12 protein-coding genes are annotated in these 16,016 nt (G+C 72.6%); 7 read left to right on the top strand and 5 right to left on the bottom strand.

The window, feature by feature from the left end:
• The first annotated feature begins 325 nt into the window (after positions 1-325).
• From FVE89_RS10315 to FVE89_RS10305, 3 genes are read left to right on the top strand one after another with little or no spacing between them, the layout of a single operon-like run.
• Positions 326-2,545, top strand: coding sequence for a TonB-dependent receptor (locus FVE89_RS10315; RefSeq protein ID WP_160533943.1), 2,220 nt, complete (start codon positions 326-328; stop codon positions 2,543-2,545).
• A gap of 4 nt (positions 2,546-2,549) precedes the next feature.
• Positions 2,550-2,912, top strand: a complete 363-nt coding sequence (locus FVE89_RS10310) for a hypothetical protein (RefSeq protein WP_160533942.1) — start codon at positions 2,550-2,552, stop codon at positions 2,910-2,912.
• A 20-nt stretch (positions 2,913-2,932) separates the two neighbouring features.
• Positions 2,933-4,150 carry an MFS transporter gene (locus tag FVE89_RS10305; RefSeq protein ID WP_202130720.1) on the top strand — a complete coding sequence of 406 codons (1,218 nt, stop codon included), beginning with the start codon at positions 2,933-2,935 and terminating at the stop codon, positions 4,148-4,150.
• On the opposite strand, the gene FVE89_RS10300 is transcribed toward FVE89_RS10305, so the two are convergent.
• Positions 4,057-5,322 (bottom strand): MFS transporter, encoded by a 1,266-nt coding sequence (locus tag FVE89_RS10300; RefSeq protein ID WP_160533940.1) that lies wholly within the window; start codon positions 5,320-5,322, stop codon positions 4,057-4,059. The genes FVE89_RS10305 and FVE89_RS10300 overlap by 94 nt on opposite strands.
• Before the next feature lie 154 nt (positions 5,323-5,476).
• Here FVE89_RS10300 and FVE89_RS10295 point away from each other — a divergent pair, with 154 nt between their 5' ends.
• From FVE89_RS10295 to FVE89_RS10280, 4 genes are read left to right on the top strand one after another with little or no spacing between them, the layout of a single operon-like run.
• Positions 5,477-7,285 (top strand): IucA/IucC family protein, encoded by a 1,809-nt coding sequence (locus FVE89_RS10295; RefSeq protein WP_160533939.1) that lies wholly within the window; start codon positions 5,477-5,479, stop codon positions 7,283-7,285.
• On the top strand, positions 7,282-8,376 hold the full coding sequence (locus FVE89_RS10290; protein ID WP_160533938.1) for a GNAT family N-acetyltransferase: 1,095 nt from the start codon (positions 7,282-7,284) through the stop codon (positions 8,374-8,376). Before FVE89_RS10295 ends, FVE89_RS10290 begins: the two co-directional genes overlap by 4 nt.
• A complete protein-coding gene (locus FVE89_RS10285) occupies positions 8,373-10,244 on the top strand; it encodes an IucA/IucC family siderophore biosynthesis protein (protein ID WP_160533937.1) in 1,872 nt (623 codons plus the stop codon). Before FVE89_RS10290 ends, FVE89_RS10285 begins: the two co-directional genes overlap by 4 nt.
• The gene (locus FVE89_RS10280; RefSeq protein WP_160533936.1) at positions 10,241-11,635 is read left to right on the top strand and encodes a SidA/IucD/PvdA family monooxygenase; all 1,395 of its coding nucleotides are present in this window, start codon (positions 10,241-10,243) and stop codon (positions 11,633-11,635) included. The genes FVE89_RS10285 and FVE89_RS10280 overlap by 4 nt, the downstream gene beginning before the upstream one ends.
• A gap of 432 nt (positions 11,636-12,067) precedes the next feature.
• Here the strand turns inward: FVE89_RS10280 and FVE89_RS10275 are convergent, their stop codons facing one another.
• From FVE89_RS10275 to FVE89_RS10260, 4 genes are all read right to left on the bottom strand, one after another.
• The gene (locus tag FVE89_RS10275) at positions 12,068-12,736 is read right to left on the bottom strand and encodes a class I SAM-dependent methyltransferase (protein ID WP_160533935.1); all 669 of its coding nucleotides are present in this window, start codon (positions 12,734-12,736) and stop codon (positions 12,068-12,070) included.
• A gap of 67 nt (positions 12,737-12,803) precedes the next feature.
• Positions 12,804-13,886, bottom strand: coding sequence for a glycosyltransferase (locus FVE89_RS10270; RefSeq protein WP_160533934.1), 1,083 nt, complete (start codon positions 13,884-13,886; stop codon positions 12,804-12,806).
• Positions 13,883-14,821, bottom strand: coding sequence for a galactosyltransferase-related protein (locus FVE89_RS10265; protein ID WP_160533933.1), 939 nt, complete (start codon positions 14,819-14,821; stop codon positions 13,883-13,885). The genes FVE89_RS10270 and FVE89_RS10265 overlap by 4 nt, the downstream gene beginning before the upstream one ends.
• A gap of 41 nt (positions 14,822-14,862) precedes the next feature.
• A complete protein-coding gene (locus tag FVE89_RS10260) occupies positions 14,863-16,008 on the bottom strand; it encodes a glycosyltransferase (RefSeq protein ID WP_160533932.1) in 1,146 nt (381 codons plus the stop codon).
• Between the last annotated feature and the right edge of the window lie 8 nt (positions 16,009-16,016).

The following is a 16,016-nucleotide window of genomic DNA, read 5'->3' as shown; positions in this document are numbered from 1 at the left end:
CGCCATCAAGGCCGCAGCCCCGGCCGGATCTGTCCGCTTCGTCATCGCATGCCCAGTGCAGCCGGATCCTGCGCGGCAGTCCGTACTGTTGCTCGCCCGAGTCCAAGCGAGCGGGCAATCACCATGCTAGAGGCCCAAGATCATGTCGAGGGATTTTTGCGGGATTTACTGTGCGGTAGCGTTCAGTCGCCCCGCAATTCTCTCATTAGACGAATTTTAAACTGCGCACAACGCCGCGACGGTGCCCGTTTTACACGGGTGGCGGCATCGGGCGCGGCGGCGGCGGGGCGCCTCGAAGGGGCGCACAAGGGTGGAACTGAGCGTCATGCGGTATGTCGGTCTCGTCGCGATCCTCGGTGCGGGGACGATCCTGGCCGGTCCGGCCCGGGCGGAGACGGCCGCGCCGACCGTCGCGCTCGACGAGATCTCGGTGACCGCCACCCGCGCCCCGCGGCGGATCGAGGACGTGCCGCAGAGCGTCCAGGTGGTCGATCGCGAGCAGATCCGCCAGCAGCTCGCCCTGACGCCGAGCCCGTCGGCCGTGCTGGCGAAGCTGGTGCCGGGTTTCTCGGTCCCGAACGGCACGATCTCCAGCGCCTCCGAGACCTTCCGGGGCCGCAACCTGCTGGTCCTGATCGACGGGGTGCCGGTGAACACGCCCCTGCGCGACGTCTCGCGCATCCTCAACCTGATCGACCTCAACTCCGTGGAGCGGATCGAGGTGGTGGCGGGTGCCTCCAGCCTCTACAGCGCGGGCGCCACCGGCGGCACGGTCAACTTCATCACCCGCCGCCCCACCGACGGGAAGCCGGTCGTCACCGTCAACACCGCCGTGCGGACCTTCACGGCCGACCCCGTCCACGGGATCGCGCCGGAGACCTCGATCAGCGTGACCGGCAAGGTGCCGGACGGGATCGACTACGCCTTCACCGGATCGGGCCGCTTCGCCGGCCGCACCTACGACGGCAAGGGCCGGGAGATGCCCTCCGACGGGCAGCTCGGCCAGGGCGGCGGCGACCGCCTCCAGCTCGGCAACATCAACCTGCGGCTCGGCTACGACCTCGACCTTGCCAAGCGCATCGAGTTCGGCCTCACCCAGATCCTGCTCAACCAGGACCCGCGCTACCTCACGGATTACACCGGCGCTTACGCGCGCCCGAACTTTGCGCGGTCCTATCCCGGCCTGCCGGTCGCCGAGGATACCCGGTCGCTGTACCTGCGCTACACAGACCGCGACACGCCGCTCGGGTCGCTCTCGCTGCTCGGCTTCTTCAACGACATCAACAAGCGCACCAACTACACGGAATTCGCCTATCCGGCGAACCCGTTCGTGACCTACTCGTTCAGGCCTTCGGCGCCCACGAGCCTCGCCAACCAGTCGGCGCTGGCGACCGAGCGCGGCGGCATCAACCTCACCCTCGACACGGATCTGAGCGTCCTCCTCCCCGGCATGAAGCTGACCTGGGGCACCGACGTGATCGCGGAATCCACGCGCCAGCGCTCCCGCGACGGCGCGGACGTGTTCACGCCGCTCCAGCAGAACAGCTATGCCGGCTTCGCCCTGCTGCAGCTGCCCGTGGGCGAGCGGCTGACCCTGCGCGCCGGCATGCGCTACGAGCATTTCGACCTGGACGTCGCGGGCTACACGCGGCCGACCACCTTCGCGGCGACCGCGGCCCGCAACGCCCTCGGCTATTCCACCTTCGTGCTGCCCGCGGTCGCCGTCACGGGCGGCCGCTTCTCCTACGCGGCTCCGACCTTCAACGCGGGCGCGACCTTCAACCTCCTGCCGGGCATCGATCTCTACGGCGGCTTCAGCCAGGGCTACGCGCTGGCCGATATCGGCGCCTTCACGCGGCGCGCCGGCCTGTCGCTCGCCTATGCCTGCCCGGTGACGCGGCCCTTCTGCCTGCCGGCGGGCACCACCATCGCGTATTCCAGCATCGCGCCGCGGGCGCAGATCGTGAATTCCTACGATTTCGGCATCCGCGGCCGGGTCGGGATCTTTTCCGGCTCGCTCGGCGGCTTCGTCTCGACCTCGGACGAGGGCACGACCTTCGACCCGCTGACCAGCCGGCTCAGCCAGCAGAAGGAGGAGATCTACGGCGTCGAGTTCACCGGCAACGCGCAGGTGACCGAGCAGCTCAGCCTCGGCACCGTGCTGGGCTACCGCGAGGGCCGCTACGACACCAACCGGGACGGGCGCCTCGACAGCTACCTGCCGAACAACCGCATCGGCGCGCCCTTCCGCGCCACGCTCTCGGGCACCTATCTGTTCGAGAACGGCGTGTCGTTCCGCCTCGAAGGCGAGGGCTTCACCGGCCGGGACGCCCGCATCGACCGCGTGGGCACCCGCTACCGCCTCAAGGACGCCTTCACGGTGAACGCCTCCGTCGGCGCGCCTCTGGCCGGCGGCGAGCTCTACGCCTCCGTCGACAACCTGTTCGACGCCACCTACTGGAATCCCACCGCGACCTCGGTGCGCAACCTGACCGTCTACGGGCTCGGGCGCACCGTCACGGTCGGCTACCGCAAGACGTTCTGAGCCGATGGTCACCGTGGAGGAGACCGACGACCTCGTCGTCCTGCGCTATCTCGGCCCGCCGCAGTCCGGCGACGAGGCGGCCTATCTCGATGCCCTGGAGCGGATCGGCGCGCAGGACCGGCCCTTCGCGCTGATCCTGGTGCTCGGCGGAATCGGCAAGCTCTCGCCGGCCGGGGAACGCGCCCAGGCCCTGTGGTTCAAGCGCACCCGCGCCGAGCTCGACCGGCTCTGCCGCGGCCTCGTCCTCGTGCGGCCCGGCTTCACCGAAGCGGGCGCGGACGTGTTCCGCCGGCTCTGGCGCTTCCCGATCCGGATCGCGCCCGACGAGGCCGCCGCCCGGGCCGCGGTGCGGGCGTTTTCCGCATGAATGCCCCCGTGAGTACCCCGATGAGCATCCCCGTCAGCGCCGCCCGGTCCGAGCGGATGCGGCTCTTCGCCGTACTGGCCGCGCTCTACATGGCGCAGGCGATCCCCTCCTACCTGATCGCGGCCGCGCTGCCGCCGATCCTGCGCGAGGCCGGCGTCTCGCGGGCGGCGATCGGCTATCTGAGCCTGCTGTTCCTGCCGCTCGTGCTGAAGTTCCTCTGGGCGCCCTGGGTCGACCGGGTCCGGCCCTTCGCGCGGGCGCACCGGGCGGGCTGGGTGATCGTCACCCAGATCGGCGTGATCGGCTGCATCCTGGCGATGCTGCCGCTCGGCCCCACCGATGTCGCCGGCCTGATCGGCATCGGCTTCGTCGCCGCGCTCCTGATCTCGACGCAGGACATCGCCACCGACGGCTACGCCGTGACCCGGCTGCGGCCCGAGGACCGGGCCATCGGCAATGCCATCCAGGGCGGCTCGGTCGCCCTGGGCGTGGTGGTGGGCGGGACGCTGAGCCTCGTGCTCTACCACCAGGCCGGCTGGCGGGTGATGCTGCTCACCGCGGCCGCCTTCTGCCTGCCGCCGCTCGCCGCCGCCTTCTGCATGCGTGAGGGCGATCCCGCACCCGGCCCGAGCGCGCCGCGCCCCTCGATCCGCGCCTTCCTGCGGCGGCCGGAGGTGCGCACCATCCTGTGGGTCGCCCTGACCTACCGGGTCAGCGAGGGCCTCGTGAAGGCGATGGAGGGCGCCTACCTCGTCGATGCCGGGGTGCCGCTCGACCGGATCGGCTACCTGTCGGGCTTCGCGGCGGCCACCGCAGGGCTCGCCGGTTCGGGGCTCGCCGCGCTGCTGGTGCGCCGCTACGGCACCGCCGCCACGCTCGGCCTGCTCGGGACCGCGCGCACCCTGTGCTTCGCCCTGTTCACCGCCCACGCGCTGGGCGCCGTGGTCGGCCTGTGGCCGCTCTTCGGCGCGGCCGGATTCCAGACGCTGATCCGCTACATGGAGATCGTGGCGCTCTACAGCCTGTTCATGGCGGTCTCCTCGACCGACCAGCCCGGCACCGACTTCACGATCCTCGCCTGCGCGCAGCTCATCGTCTATTTCGTCGGCTCGCTGATCTCGGGCCAGCTCGCCGACCTCCTCGGCTACGGCGCCCTGTTCGGGCTCGCCACGCTGCTCTCAGGGATCGCCACGGTGGCGACCGTGCGGCTGCTCGGCACCGGCCGCGGCCCGTCCTGATGGTCCGCGCCGCGCCCGAGCCGAAGGGCCACGGGGATCAGCGCGAGGCCGAGCGCCGCGCAGAACCAGGGCGGCAGGGTCGGGGCGATCCGGAAGGCCGCGCCGCCGCTCAGGGCGCCGATCCCCTGGCCCAGCACGTGGACGCTCGCGAGCCAGCCCGCCGCGGCGGCCTGCGCCTCCTCCGGCACCCGGGCCACCAGGGCCGCGGTATAGGTCGGCGTCGCGAGGGCGAGGCAGGCGCCGGCCAGGACCGCGCCGAGCCCGGCGAGCCATGGGGTCGGCGCCAGGGCGATCAGGCCGGAGCCGGCCGCGAACCCAGCGAGCCCCAGGCCCAGGTTGCGCCCGAGGTCCTGGCCGAGGCGGGGCACCACGAGGAGTTGCGTCAGGATCGTCGCGACCGCGACCAGCGCGAAGGTCGCCCCGGCGAACCCGGCGGCCGCCTCGGCGACGAGGCCGAAGCGCTGCTGCAGGAACAGGCCGAGCACGAGCTGGATCTGCCCGAGGCCGACGGTCAGCGCGAAGCCGATCGCCAGGAGCGGCGCCGCGGCGCGCAGGAAGTCCCGCCCCGCGCTACCCCGCGCCGGCCGGGCCCCGCCCGCGAGGTCCGGCGCGGCGAGCAGCAGGAGCGGGCTCGCCGCCAGCGCGAGGAGCGGCGCGACCGCCCCGAACAGGCCGCCCGCCATCACCAGCGAGCCCAGGATACGGCCGACCGCGAGGCCGGCAGAAAGCCGCCCGAGCGCTGCCGGGCGCAGGGCCTGCGGCAGGCCGCGCACCAGGGCGGCCTGGGCATGGGGCATCACCCCGGCCGCGCCCGCCCCGTAGGCGATCCGCGACGCCGCCAGCAGGCCCAGCGCGCCGGCCGCCGGGAGACCCGGCAGGACGAGCGCGAGGCCGAACAGGGCGTGACCCAGCCCCATCAGGGCGGCGAGCCGCCCGAACAGGCCGCGCAGGCGCCACGCGCCGCCGCGATGCCCCCAGGCCGGCGCGCAGAGCAGGAACACCACCGATCCGAGCAGGGCGACGCCCCCGATCGCCGCCGGATCGAGCCCGGTGCGCGCCGCGGTCACCGGCACCAGGGCGAGGACGGCCGACTGACCGAAGCCCACGGAAGCCGCCGCGAGGGAGAGCCGCGCCGCCGCGCGTCCGGATGGGCCGATCGGATGTGCAACCATGGGCGCCTCGTCGATGGGCGCCCTCTTAGCGCATCGTTCGCCCGGCCTGCAAAATCTGTTTTGTTGTTTTGAAATAATTCCATAGTATAGAAACGGGCTTGCGCCGCGCTTTATCTTCGTCTACTGCCAAAAATTGCCGATAGAAGGAGGATGAATGGTCGAAGCGGGCATCTTCTTGGCCGACGTTGCTTGCGAGATCTCGGCGCGCGGCTTCCTGAACGCACTCCTGCGCGAATGGCGGGGCTGGTCGCTCGTCCCGGCCACCGAGGTCGACCCGGATGCCGGCCCCGGCGCGCGGCGGCTGCGCATCCCGCTGCCGAGCCGCGGCTCCGTGGTGGAGATCGCGCTCGTCCACGTCTCCGCGGTCGGCCTGCACGTGTTCCGCCTCCCGTTCCGCGAGTACCGCGCCGGCGCGCCCGCCCGGATCATGGCCTTCCCGGATTTCGCCGCGGCCATCGCGTACGAGCCGGAGATCGTCGGTCCGGAGGCGGCCCGGGCCGCGCCGGCCTTCCTGGGCCGGGTCTTCCAGAGCCTCGCTGCGATCGAGGATTTGCTCGCCCGCGCGCCTTCGTCCGGCCTTGGCCGGCACGGCGATCCGAGCTTCCGGGACGCCGAGCGGGCCCTGCGCTTCGGCCACGCGGTGCATCCGACCCCGCGCAGCCGGGATGCGTTCACGCTTGAGGAGGCGCGCAGCTTCGCGCCCGAATACGGCCGGGGCTTCCCCCTGCGCTGGTGGTCGGCCGCGCCCGAGGCGGTGGTGCAGGGCAGCGCGCGGGCCGAGAGTGCGGCGGATTTCAGCGCCGGCCTCGCCGCGGAGGATTCCGCCCTCGACCGGCGGATCCTGGCGGCGTCCGAGGGCCGCGTCCTCCTGCCGATGCATCCCTGGCAGGCCGCCCGGCTCACCCTCGATCCCGCGGTCGACGCCCTGTTCCGCTCAGGGCAGCTGATCGATCACGGCCCCGGGGGCAGCCCGTGGTTCGCCACGACCTCCCTGCGCAGCCTCTACGCGCCGCATGCGCGCCTCATGCTGAAGCATTCGCTGAGCCTCCGGCTCACCAACTCGCTGCGCCTGATCAAGCCGGTCGAGTGCGCCCGCGGCCTCGCGGTCGACGCGCTGCTGCAGGGGCCGATCGGGGCGGCGATCGCGGCGCGCTGGCCGCGCTTCCACATCCTCGGCGAGCCGGGCTACCTCGCCCTGCGCGGCGCCGACGGCGCGCTGCTGCCGCAGACCATCGTCGCGCTGCGTGACAATCCGTTCCGCGGATCCGGTCAGCGCCCGGCGGCGGTCCTGGCGGCCCTGTGCGAGATCGACCCGGACGGGCGGGGCAGCGCGCTGGCCGACACGATCCTGCGCATCGCCGCGCGGGAGGGCGGCGCGCGCGGGGCCGAGACCGTGGCCATCGACTGGTTCGACCGCTTCCTCGACGCCGCGGTCCGGCCGCTCCTCGAACTGCAATGCGCGTATGGCCTGCTGTTCGGCGCGCACCAGCAGAACCTCGTCATCGGCCTCGCGGACGGGTGGCCGGCCGAGGCCTTCTTCCGCGACTGCCAGGGCACGGGCTTCGTGCGCGAGTTCCTGCCCATGCTCGCCGAGGCCGCGCCGGGGCTCGACCTCGGATCCGGCCACCTCTTCACCGCCGCCGAGGCCGCGCGGATCGTGGCCTATTACCTGATCGTCAACAGCGTCTTCGCGGTGATCGGCGCCATCGCCGTCGCGGGCCTCGCGCGCGAGGACGTGCTCATCCGGCACTTGCGCCGGTTCGTCGAGGCGCTCGCCGGGACGGATCTGCCCGACAAGACCTGCCTGCGCCTCCTGCTCGAGGCCCCGACCCTCGGGAGCAAGGGCAACTTCATGATCTGCTTCCGCAACATCAACGAGAACACGGACGTGACCGATCCCCTGGCGCATCATGTCGGCCTGCCCAACCCGCTCGCCGTCGATTCCGCGGAGGTCCGCCCATGACCCTGCGCGCCCGCACCGACAGCTTCGTCGGCATCCCCCTCGACGGCTGGACGGGAACGAGCCGGCATTGGCCGGTCGTTGGCGAGGGCCTCACGGTGGAGAGCCTGCCCCGCGACGCCCACAGCGCCCGGCTCCAGGCGACGCGCAACGGGGCGACCGTCGCCGAGGCGGAGCTGCGCAGACCGGCCGGGGCCGACACGGCGATCCTGGACATCCTGCACCCGGACGGAAGGCATCCCGGCGAGACCGCGATCTTGGCCGCCCTGGTCGAGGCCGCGTTCCAGCGCTGCCCGGACGCGCAACGCCTGCGCGTCGCCGGCCTCGGCGGTGCCCCGGCGCTTCTCGCCCTGGCCGGCGAGATCCGCACCGAACCGGGCGCGACGCCCGACGCGCTGATCGAGCGGGCGCAGTTCCACCAGCTCCCGCTGCTCTGGCTGAGCCCGGGGACGCGGGCCGCCTACCCGCTGATCCGATCGCGCGTCGGGCCGCAGGACCGCCTGCCGCCCCTGCGGCCGCCGCAGCCGAACGGCACGCTGTACCGGCGCTGGCTGCCCCATCTCGGCACGACCCTGTCGTTCCGGTCCATCGACCGGCGGCGCGACCTCGCGCTGTTCCACGAATGGATGAACCAGCCCCGGGTCGCCTATTACTGGGAGTTGGCGCAGGGCGCGGCGGAACTCGACCGCTATCTCGCAGACCAGGAGGCCGACCCGCACCTGTTCGGGGTGATCGGCAGCTTCGACGACGTGCCGGTCGGCTATTTCGAGTTCTACTGGGCCAAGGAGGACCGGCTCGGCCCCTATTACGACGCGGAGGATTTCGACCGCGGCTGGCACGGGCTCATCGGCAACGCCGCCCATCTCGGCCGGCCGAAGACCCTGGCGTGGTTCAAGGCCGTGACCCACTACCTGTTCCTGGACGAGCCCCGCACCCGGCGGATCATGGGCGAGCCGCGGGCCTCGCACCGCAAGATGCTGAGCTACTGCGCGGACGCGGCCTACGCGACGCTCAAGGAATTCGACTTCCCCCACAAGCGCGCGGCGCTCGTCTGCTGCGAGCGCGCGCGCTTCTTCCGCGAGGTGCCGCTGTGAGCGTCGGCCCCGTGAGCCTCGGGCCGCTGCCGGGTGGCGGCCCGGTGACGGCGCCGCTCTGGCGCGACCTGAACCGCGCGCTCATCGCCAAGACCATCGCCGAACTCGCCTTCGAGGAGGCGCTTGAGCCCGAGCCGACGAACCGCGAAGCCACGGAATGGCTGCTGCGCCTCGACGAGGGGATCGCCTACCGCTTCCGGGCCGAGCGCCGGATCTGGGGCAACCTCGCGATCGATCCCGCGAGCTTGGTTCGCGTCGTCGGCGACCGCGCGAGCCCGGCCGGCGACGCCGCCGGCTTCCTGGTCGACGCGAGCCGGGTGCTGGGGATCGCGCCCGCGACGCTCTGCACCTACATCGCCGAGGTGCTGAGCACCCTGACCGCCGACGCCCGGATCGCAGCGATCGGCCGGGACAGGACGGGGCCGGCGCTCCTGGCGCTGAGCGACCGCATCCTGCAGGCCTATCTCGACGGGCATCCCAAGGCGCCGGCGAGCAAGGGGCGGATCGGCTGGGGATTGGCCGAGTTCGAGGCCTACGCGCCGGAATTCCAGCCGGAGATCCGGCTGTTCTGGGTCGCGGCCGACCGGGCCGCCTGCCGCTTCGATCACGAGCCCGGCCTTGCCGAGGCCGATCTCCTCGCCGACGCCCTCGACGGGCCGGAGCGGACCCGTCTGACGGCGGCCTGCGCCGCCCGCGGCGTCGACCCGGAGCGGTTCCTGCTGCTGCCGGTCCATCCCTGGCAGTGGCAGAGCCGGATCGCGCTGCATTTCGCGGGGGAGATCGCGGCCGGGCGCCTCGTCCCGCTCGGGATCTTCGGCCGGGCCTACAGGCCGCTGCAATCCCTGCGCACCCTGGCCCCCGCGGAATCGGGCGGCCGCCTCGACGTGAAGCTCGCGCTGACGATCCTCAACACCTCCGCGTGGCGGGGCGTGCCCGGCAAGTACATGGCGATCGGGCCGGCCTTCTCGGGCTGGCTCGCCGACAAGGCCGCATCCGATCCCGCGCTCGCCGGCACCGTGATCCTGCGGGAGCGGGCCGGCGCCTTCTATCCGCACCCCGTCTACGAGCGGATCGCCGACGCGCCCTACCAGTATCGCGAGATGCTGGGGGTGATCTGGCGCGACGGCGTCGAGGGCCGGCTCGAACCCGGCACCACCGCCCTGATGATGGGCGCGCTCCTCAAGGCGGACGGGCAGGGCCGCCCCCTCGTCGGGACCCTGATCGCGCGCTCGGGCCTCGGCGCGGAGGCGTGGCTGGAGCGGCTCTTCGACCATGTGGCGGTGCCGCTCTACCATTTCCTCTGCCGCTACGGCGTCGGCTTCATCGCCCACGGCCAGAACGTCACCGTGATCCTGCGGGACGGCGTGCCCTGCGGCGTGGCGCTCAAGGACTTCCAGGGCGATGCCGATCTCGTCGATCAGGATTTCCCGGAAAGCCACGATCTGCCGCCGGGCGTGCGGGAGACGCTCCTGCGCCGCCCGCACGCCCATCTGCTGCAGCATCTCCAGACCGGCCATTTCGCGAGCCTGCTGCGCTTCGTCTCGGACGCGCTTTTGCGCGACCAGGGCGTGCCGGAGATCGCCTTCTACGGCGCGCTGGCGCGGGTCCTGCGCGGCTACCAGTCCCGGCATCCCGAACTCGCCGACCGGTTCCGCCTGTTCGAGCTGTTCGCGCCGACCGTGCCGCGGGTCTGCATCAACCGCGTCCGCCTCGCCCTCGGATACGGCGATTCGAACCTGCGGCCGGTGCCGCGGCTCGGCAGCGATCTGATCAACCCCCTCCACCGCGCAGACATCGCCGCGGCGGCCCGGGCAGCGCCTGAGACCGCCGCCCGGACAGGCTCCCAGGCAGGGTTCCTCGCATCATGACGGACCGTACGCTCGATCTGGCCGGCATCGGCATCGGCCCCTTCAACCTGAGCCTCGCGGCGCAGCTCGACGCGGTCGAGGACATCGACGCGCTGTTCTTCGACCGCGCTCCGGCCTTCGACTGGCATCCCGGGATGATGCTCCCGGAGGTCGCGCTGCAGACCTCGTTCCTCAAGGACCTCGTCACGGCGGTGAATCCGACGAGCCCCTGGAGCTTCCTGGCCTATCTCGTGGCGCAGAAGCGCTTCTACGAATTCCTCAACGCCGAGTTCGGGGCGGTGCCGCGGCAGGAATTCGCGCAGTACCTCGCCTGGGTGGCGGCCCGGCTCCCGAGTCTGCGCTTCGGCACGGCGATCCACGAAGTCCGCTTCGAGGCGGACCGGTTCCATCTGCGCGGCGAGGGCGGTCCGGCCCACGCGCGCAGCATCGCCCTCGGCATCGGCCTGCAGCCGAACCTGCCGGCCTTCGCGGGCAAGCTCGACCCGCGCGACCACGCACACAGCGCGCAGGCCGCCTCGTTCCTCGACCGCACCGCCGGCCGGCGGGTCGCGGTGATCGGCGGCGGCCAGAGCGGCGCGGAGATCGTTCTGACCCTGCTGAACCGGAGCCCGGACGCCCCGGCCTCGGTGGACTGGATCAGCCGGCGCCCGAACTTCCAGCCGATCGACGCGACGCCGTTCACCAACGAGCTGTTCACGCCCGGCTATGTCGAGCGCTTCCATGCCCTCCCGGAGGCACGCCGCCGCGCGACCGTGGCGCACCAGAAGCTCGCGGGCGACGGCATCTCGCCCTCGACGCTGCAGGCCATCTACCGGCGCCTCTATGCTTTGCGGCATCTCGCCGGGCCGCACGCGGCCGACGCGCCGGTCGCCGCACGCCTGATGCCGCATCGCGAGGTGCTGGACGTCGAGCGGGCGGGTGGCGCCTACCGCCTCCTGATGCGCAACGGCTTCGACGGGCGCATCGACGTCGCGCAGGCCGACCTCGTCATCCTGGCGACCGGCTACCGCTTCGCGCTGCCGCCCTGCCTGGACCCGCTGCGCGACCGGCTCGCCCGCGATTCCACCGGGCGCCCGCAGATCGGCCCCGACTTCGCCGCAGCCTGGGACGGGCCGGCGCAGAACCGCATCTTCGTGCTCAATGGCGGCCTGATCAGCCACGGTATCGCGGAGCCGCAGCTCAGCCTGATGGCGTGGCGCAGCGCCGTCATCGTCAACGCCGTGGCGGGGCGCCCCGTCTTCGAGACCGGCTTGCCGCCATCGCCGATCACGTGGTCGAGCGCCGAATGCGGACCGACCTGCCAGGACGGACGAGGACGCAGGGACGCCATCGGATCGCTCGCCCCGTTCGAGACGGTGCGAGCGCCGCGCCCGGCTGCCGGGGCCAGGTAACGCGGGATCCCGGCTTGGCGGAGGCGGGTTCCGGGCCTGCCGCCTGGAGGGCGACGCCCCATAGGCGCTTGGATCGTGCGGCTCGAGCTTGGCTTGCTCGGGGTGGGCGTTTGCGTGGGGCTCGTTCATGCGCCGAGGCGCGCTGTCGGGTGCTGGGACTGGGCCGACGACGCGGCAGCGCGAAGAGGGCCTGACGCAGGCGCGCATCGCCCGCCGCCCAACCGGCCCCGATCTGGACGGCATGCTCGACCGCGGCCGGTGCCGAGGCCGCGCCTGAGGCCACTTCCGCCTTCGGCAGGGCGCCCAGCAGGTCGAAGGGCCAGCCCTTGCCTCTGGGCGGTCTCGATCGCGCGTTCCAGATCGAGACTGAACTGCCGCGGACCGCTCCCTCTACCCGCTGGCCTGCCGGCTGGCGGACCTCTCAATCCGGCTCTATTCCGGCTTGACGAACTTGCACTTGCCCCGCAGCGACCACGGTCCCTGCACGCCGGCCTCCGCGCAGAACGCATCGACCGCCCGGGTCACGCCCGGGAAGCGGCCGCCCAGGCGGTCGTAATCGTCGGCGATCAGGAGGCCTCCGGGACGCAGGACCGGCCACCACGCGCGCAGGTCCGCCGCGACCGAGGCCTCCTCGTGCCCGGCATCGAGGTGGATGACATCGGCGGTCACGCCGCGCAGATGCAGGAGTTCCGCGGCGTTCACCGAGTCGAGCGGCAGCGGCACGATGCGGTCCGTCATGCCTTCGCGCACCACGTTGGCCAGGAAGGTGCGGTAGAGGCTCGGATAGCCATGCTCGGTGGCGAGTTCCGCGAAGAGCGCCGCGTCCGCCCAATGATCGACCGCCCCGAGCCACGTATCGACCGCGATCACGCTGCCGGCGACGTCGTGCTCGGCCATGGTTCGCGCGAGAAACAGGGCGCTGGCCCCCTTCCAGGTGCCGATTTCGACGACCACGCGGGGCCGAAGATCGGTCACCGCCTCCGCGAGGTAGGGGTGGATGCTGCGCCAGCCCTGAAGGTCGGCGGCGCGCAGGTCCGCCGGGGGATCCGCGAACGGGTCGCGGCCGTGCCACAGGGCGGCGATCAGGTCCTGTCGGGTCATGTCTCGGCTCTGGCTTGGAGAGTCTGGAAGAGGCGCGGGACGCGCGAACGGTCGTGGGAGCGTGGGGTCACCCCCCGGCGCGGGCCTGCGCGTAGAGTTCCTCGCAGCGGTCGAGCCAGCGCGCGCGGGTGAACAGGCGCAGGACGCGCCCGTGCGGGACCCGGCGCGGGATCGCGAGCGCCTCGCCGATGGCGCGGGCAAGACCCGCCACGTCCTCCGCCACATCCTCCGCCGCGTCCCCCGGTGTCGCGAGGGCTCCGGCTTCGCCGACGACCTCCGGGACGGCGCCCCGGGCGAACCCGGCGACCGGCAGCCCGCAGGCCATCGCCTCGACCGCCGCCAGCCCGAACGGCTCGTCCCAGCAGGGGGTGGTCAGGAACACGGAGGCGCGGCCGACCTCCGCGGCCAGCGCCGCGCCGCCGAGCCGACCGCCGTAGCGGATCGCTCCGCCGAGCCGCGGCGCGACCTGCGCCGCCCAGTAATCGGGCTCCTCGATCGGGCCGAACAGGGTCAGCGGCAGCCCGGCCCGGCGCGCCGCCGCGATCGCGTGATGCGCGCCCTTGTCGGGCGTGATCCGCGCACACCAGACGGCGCTGCCGTCGCCGTCCGGACGATATGGCCAGGCGGCGGGATCGATGCCGTTGTGGAGCACCGAGGCCTCCGGCGGCGCCCCGGCCGGCCACCACGCGTCGAGATGGGCCCGGGACGGCGCGGTGATCCGGTGCCCCGGGGCGGCGCTCGCCTGCACGAACCAGCGCAGGGCGTCGTAGGGCGGCACGTGCAGCGACGTGACGGTCGGCGTCGCGGCAATGCGCCGTTTCTCCAGCGGCAGGCGGCTCAGGCTGTTGTTGTGGAGCACGTCGAAACCGCCGGCGGCAATCCGGTCGCAGGCGGCGGCGTAGCCGGTGTCGCAATGAGCCTTCAGGCCCGCATCGCCCCGGTGCTCCAGGCCGGCATGGCTCCGCTCGTGATGGACCGGGATCACAGGATCCAGGGCGAAGCGCGCATCGCTGTCGCCGGAGGCGAACAGCGTGACAACGTGCCCCCGGGCGGCGAGGCCGTCCGCGAGGGTCCAGGTATAGGCTTCGAGGCCGCCCGCGAAGGGCGGCGCGATCGGGTGGCGCAGATGGGCGAGGAGCGCGATCCTCACGCCGTCACCGGCGCCGGCGCTTCCGCGGCGTCGGCATCGTGCCGGGCCTCGATGGCGCGGATCACCGAGGCCGAATTCGTGTAGGGCTGGTGGCTCTGCTGGCCGGTCAGCGCGAGATCGGCCGCGTCGGGCCGGCGCAGGATGCGGATCGGCCGGTCGGGGGTGTCGTCGATCAGGCCCATCACCTTGAAGGCGTAGAGCCAGTGGCCCATCGTGCGGTAGCCCCACTTGGCCTCGAACAATTCGGCGTTGCGCACCACGCTGTCGAGGTGATGGACCGGCGGCATGTGGTGCGGGTGGTACTGGTGATAGGCGCGCGCGCCCTTCATCCAGGCGATCGGGATACCGCTCTGGTCGAGGATCTTGCCGAAGTCGGTGTCCTCGCCGCCGTAGCCGGTGTAGCGCTCGTCGAAGCCGCCGGTCGCCAGGAAGGTCGCCCGCCGGATCGCGAAGTTGAGCGACCAGAAGCAGCGGTAATCGTGGCAGATCTCGATGCCGGAGGCCGGGGGGCCGCGGCGGTCGGAATGCCGCTCCGCCACGGCATCGAGGCCGTCATAGTCCCAGGCGCCCGTCGTGGCGCGCTCGGGCAGGTGCAGCACCTCGCCCATCAGCAGGCCGTCGAGGTCGGCGAGCCCCCGCGCGTAGTCGGCGACGAGGTCGGGCGCCGGGATGCAATCGACGTCGAGGAAGACGACGACATCCCCGCTCGCCGCCGCGACGCCGCGGTTGCGCGCCGCCGCCAGCGGCAGCTCACGACCCGGCACGAGGATCTGATGCACCGGGAAGCCGACCTCGGGCAGGTCGTAGGGCGTCTCCTGCATCACCGCGACGATGAAGGCGGCGGGAGCTTGCGTCTGCCGCTCCAGGCCGCGGAGCAGGTTGCGCAGATGCGCCGGCCGGCCCTTCGCGAGGGTCACCACGGAGGCGGTGGACATGGGGCGGTCGGGCTCCTTCTGGGTCGGGGGGAGGGCAGCGGTCATTCGGCCGCGATGCCCTGGAGCGGGAGGGGCTCGGCGCCGGCGGGTCCGCGATCCCAGAGCGCGTCGGTCAGCCCTTCGAGCCAGCCGGCGGCGCGGGCGGCGGCGTCGGGGGCGTAGAGGCTCCGCAGCGCGGCCCCGTCGAGGGCGCGGGCGCGGGCGAGGAGATCCCGCCAGCCCCGGAGATCGCCGGGCCAGGCGGGGGCCTGGACGGCGGCGCCGAGGCGGACCAGGGCCTCGGCCTTGCGGGTCTGCTCGGCGAAGTAGCGCCATTCCGGCATCACGATCAGGCGGCCGCCGACCCGCGCCACCTCATGGACCGTGTTGTCGCCCGCCGAGGCGATCACGATGTCGGCGGCGGCGAGGTAATCGGTGACCGAGGCCACCCAGCCGAGCTCGCGCAAATTCGAAAAGTCGGTCTCGTGGCCCTCGCGATGGGTCGGACCGAGGGTGAGCCACAGGGCCTCGGGTTCGGCCCGGGCCGCGACCGTGAGCGGGGCGTAGGGCGTGCCGCTGCCGCCGCCGCCGGTCACCGCCACGACGATCTCCCGTGCCGGGTCGAGGCCGAGCCTGGCGCGGGCTTCCGCGCGCTCCGGCACCCGGTCGACGCTGGTGCACAGGCCGCCGCTGTAGAAGGTCCTGGCGCGTAAGGGGGCCGGGTAATCGTCCTGCTCCAGGCGTTCGTCGAACGGGGCGAGCATCCCCACGCAGGCCTCGTAGGCGCCGACATGGCCGATATCGGAGCGGTCGCCATGCATGCGGATCTGCACGGCGGGCACGCTGGCGATGCGGGACAGAAGCGCGATCTCCGCCGAGACGTCGACCACGAACAGCCCGATCTCGCGCGCGTCGAGATGGTCGAGGATCGCCCGCATGGTCCGGCGCATCTCGGACAGCCCCAGGGGCACGCAGTGCATCACCTGCGGCGTGGGCTCGGCGTAGAGGCGCGGGGTCGGCACCGCGGCGCCGATCATGTTGGGCAGCGCCACGATCTCGATGTCGCGGCCGAAGCCGTCGAACAGGCGCGGATCGGCGGTCAGCACCGAGACCGGCCGGTCGCGGGCGAATTCGGCGGCCACCGCCATCGTGCGGTTGGCGTGGCCGCGGCCCTGGTGATGGACGAAGAACGCGATCGGCTTCTTCATGGCGGGCG

The sequence above is a fragment of the Methylobacterium sp. 2A genome, from assembly GCF_009806555.1.
Taxonomy (GTDB): domain Bacteria; phylum Pseudomonadota; class Alphaproteobacteria; order Rhizobiales; family Beijerinckiaceae; genus Methylobacterium.
This window is presented reverse-complemented; position numbering and strand designations above follow the sequence as displayed.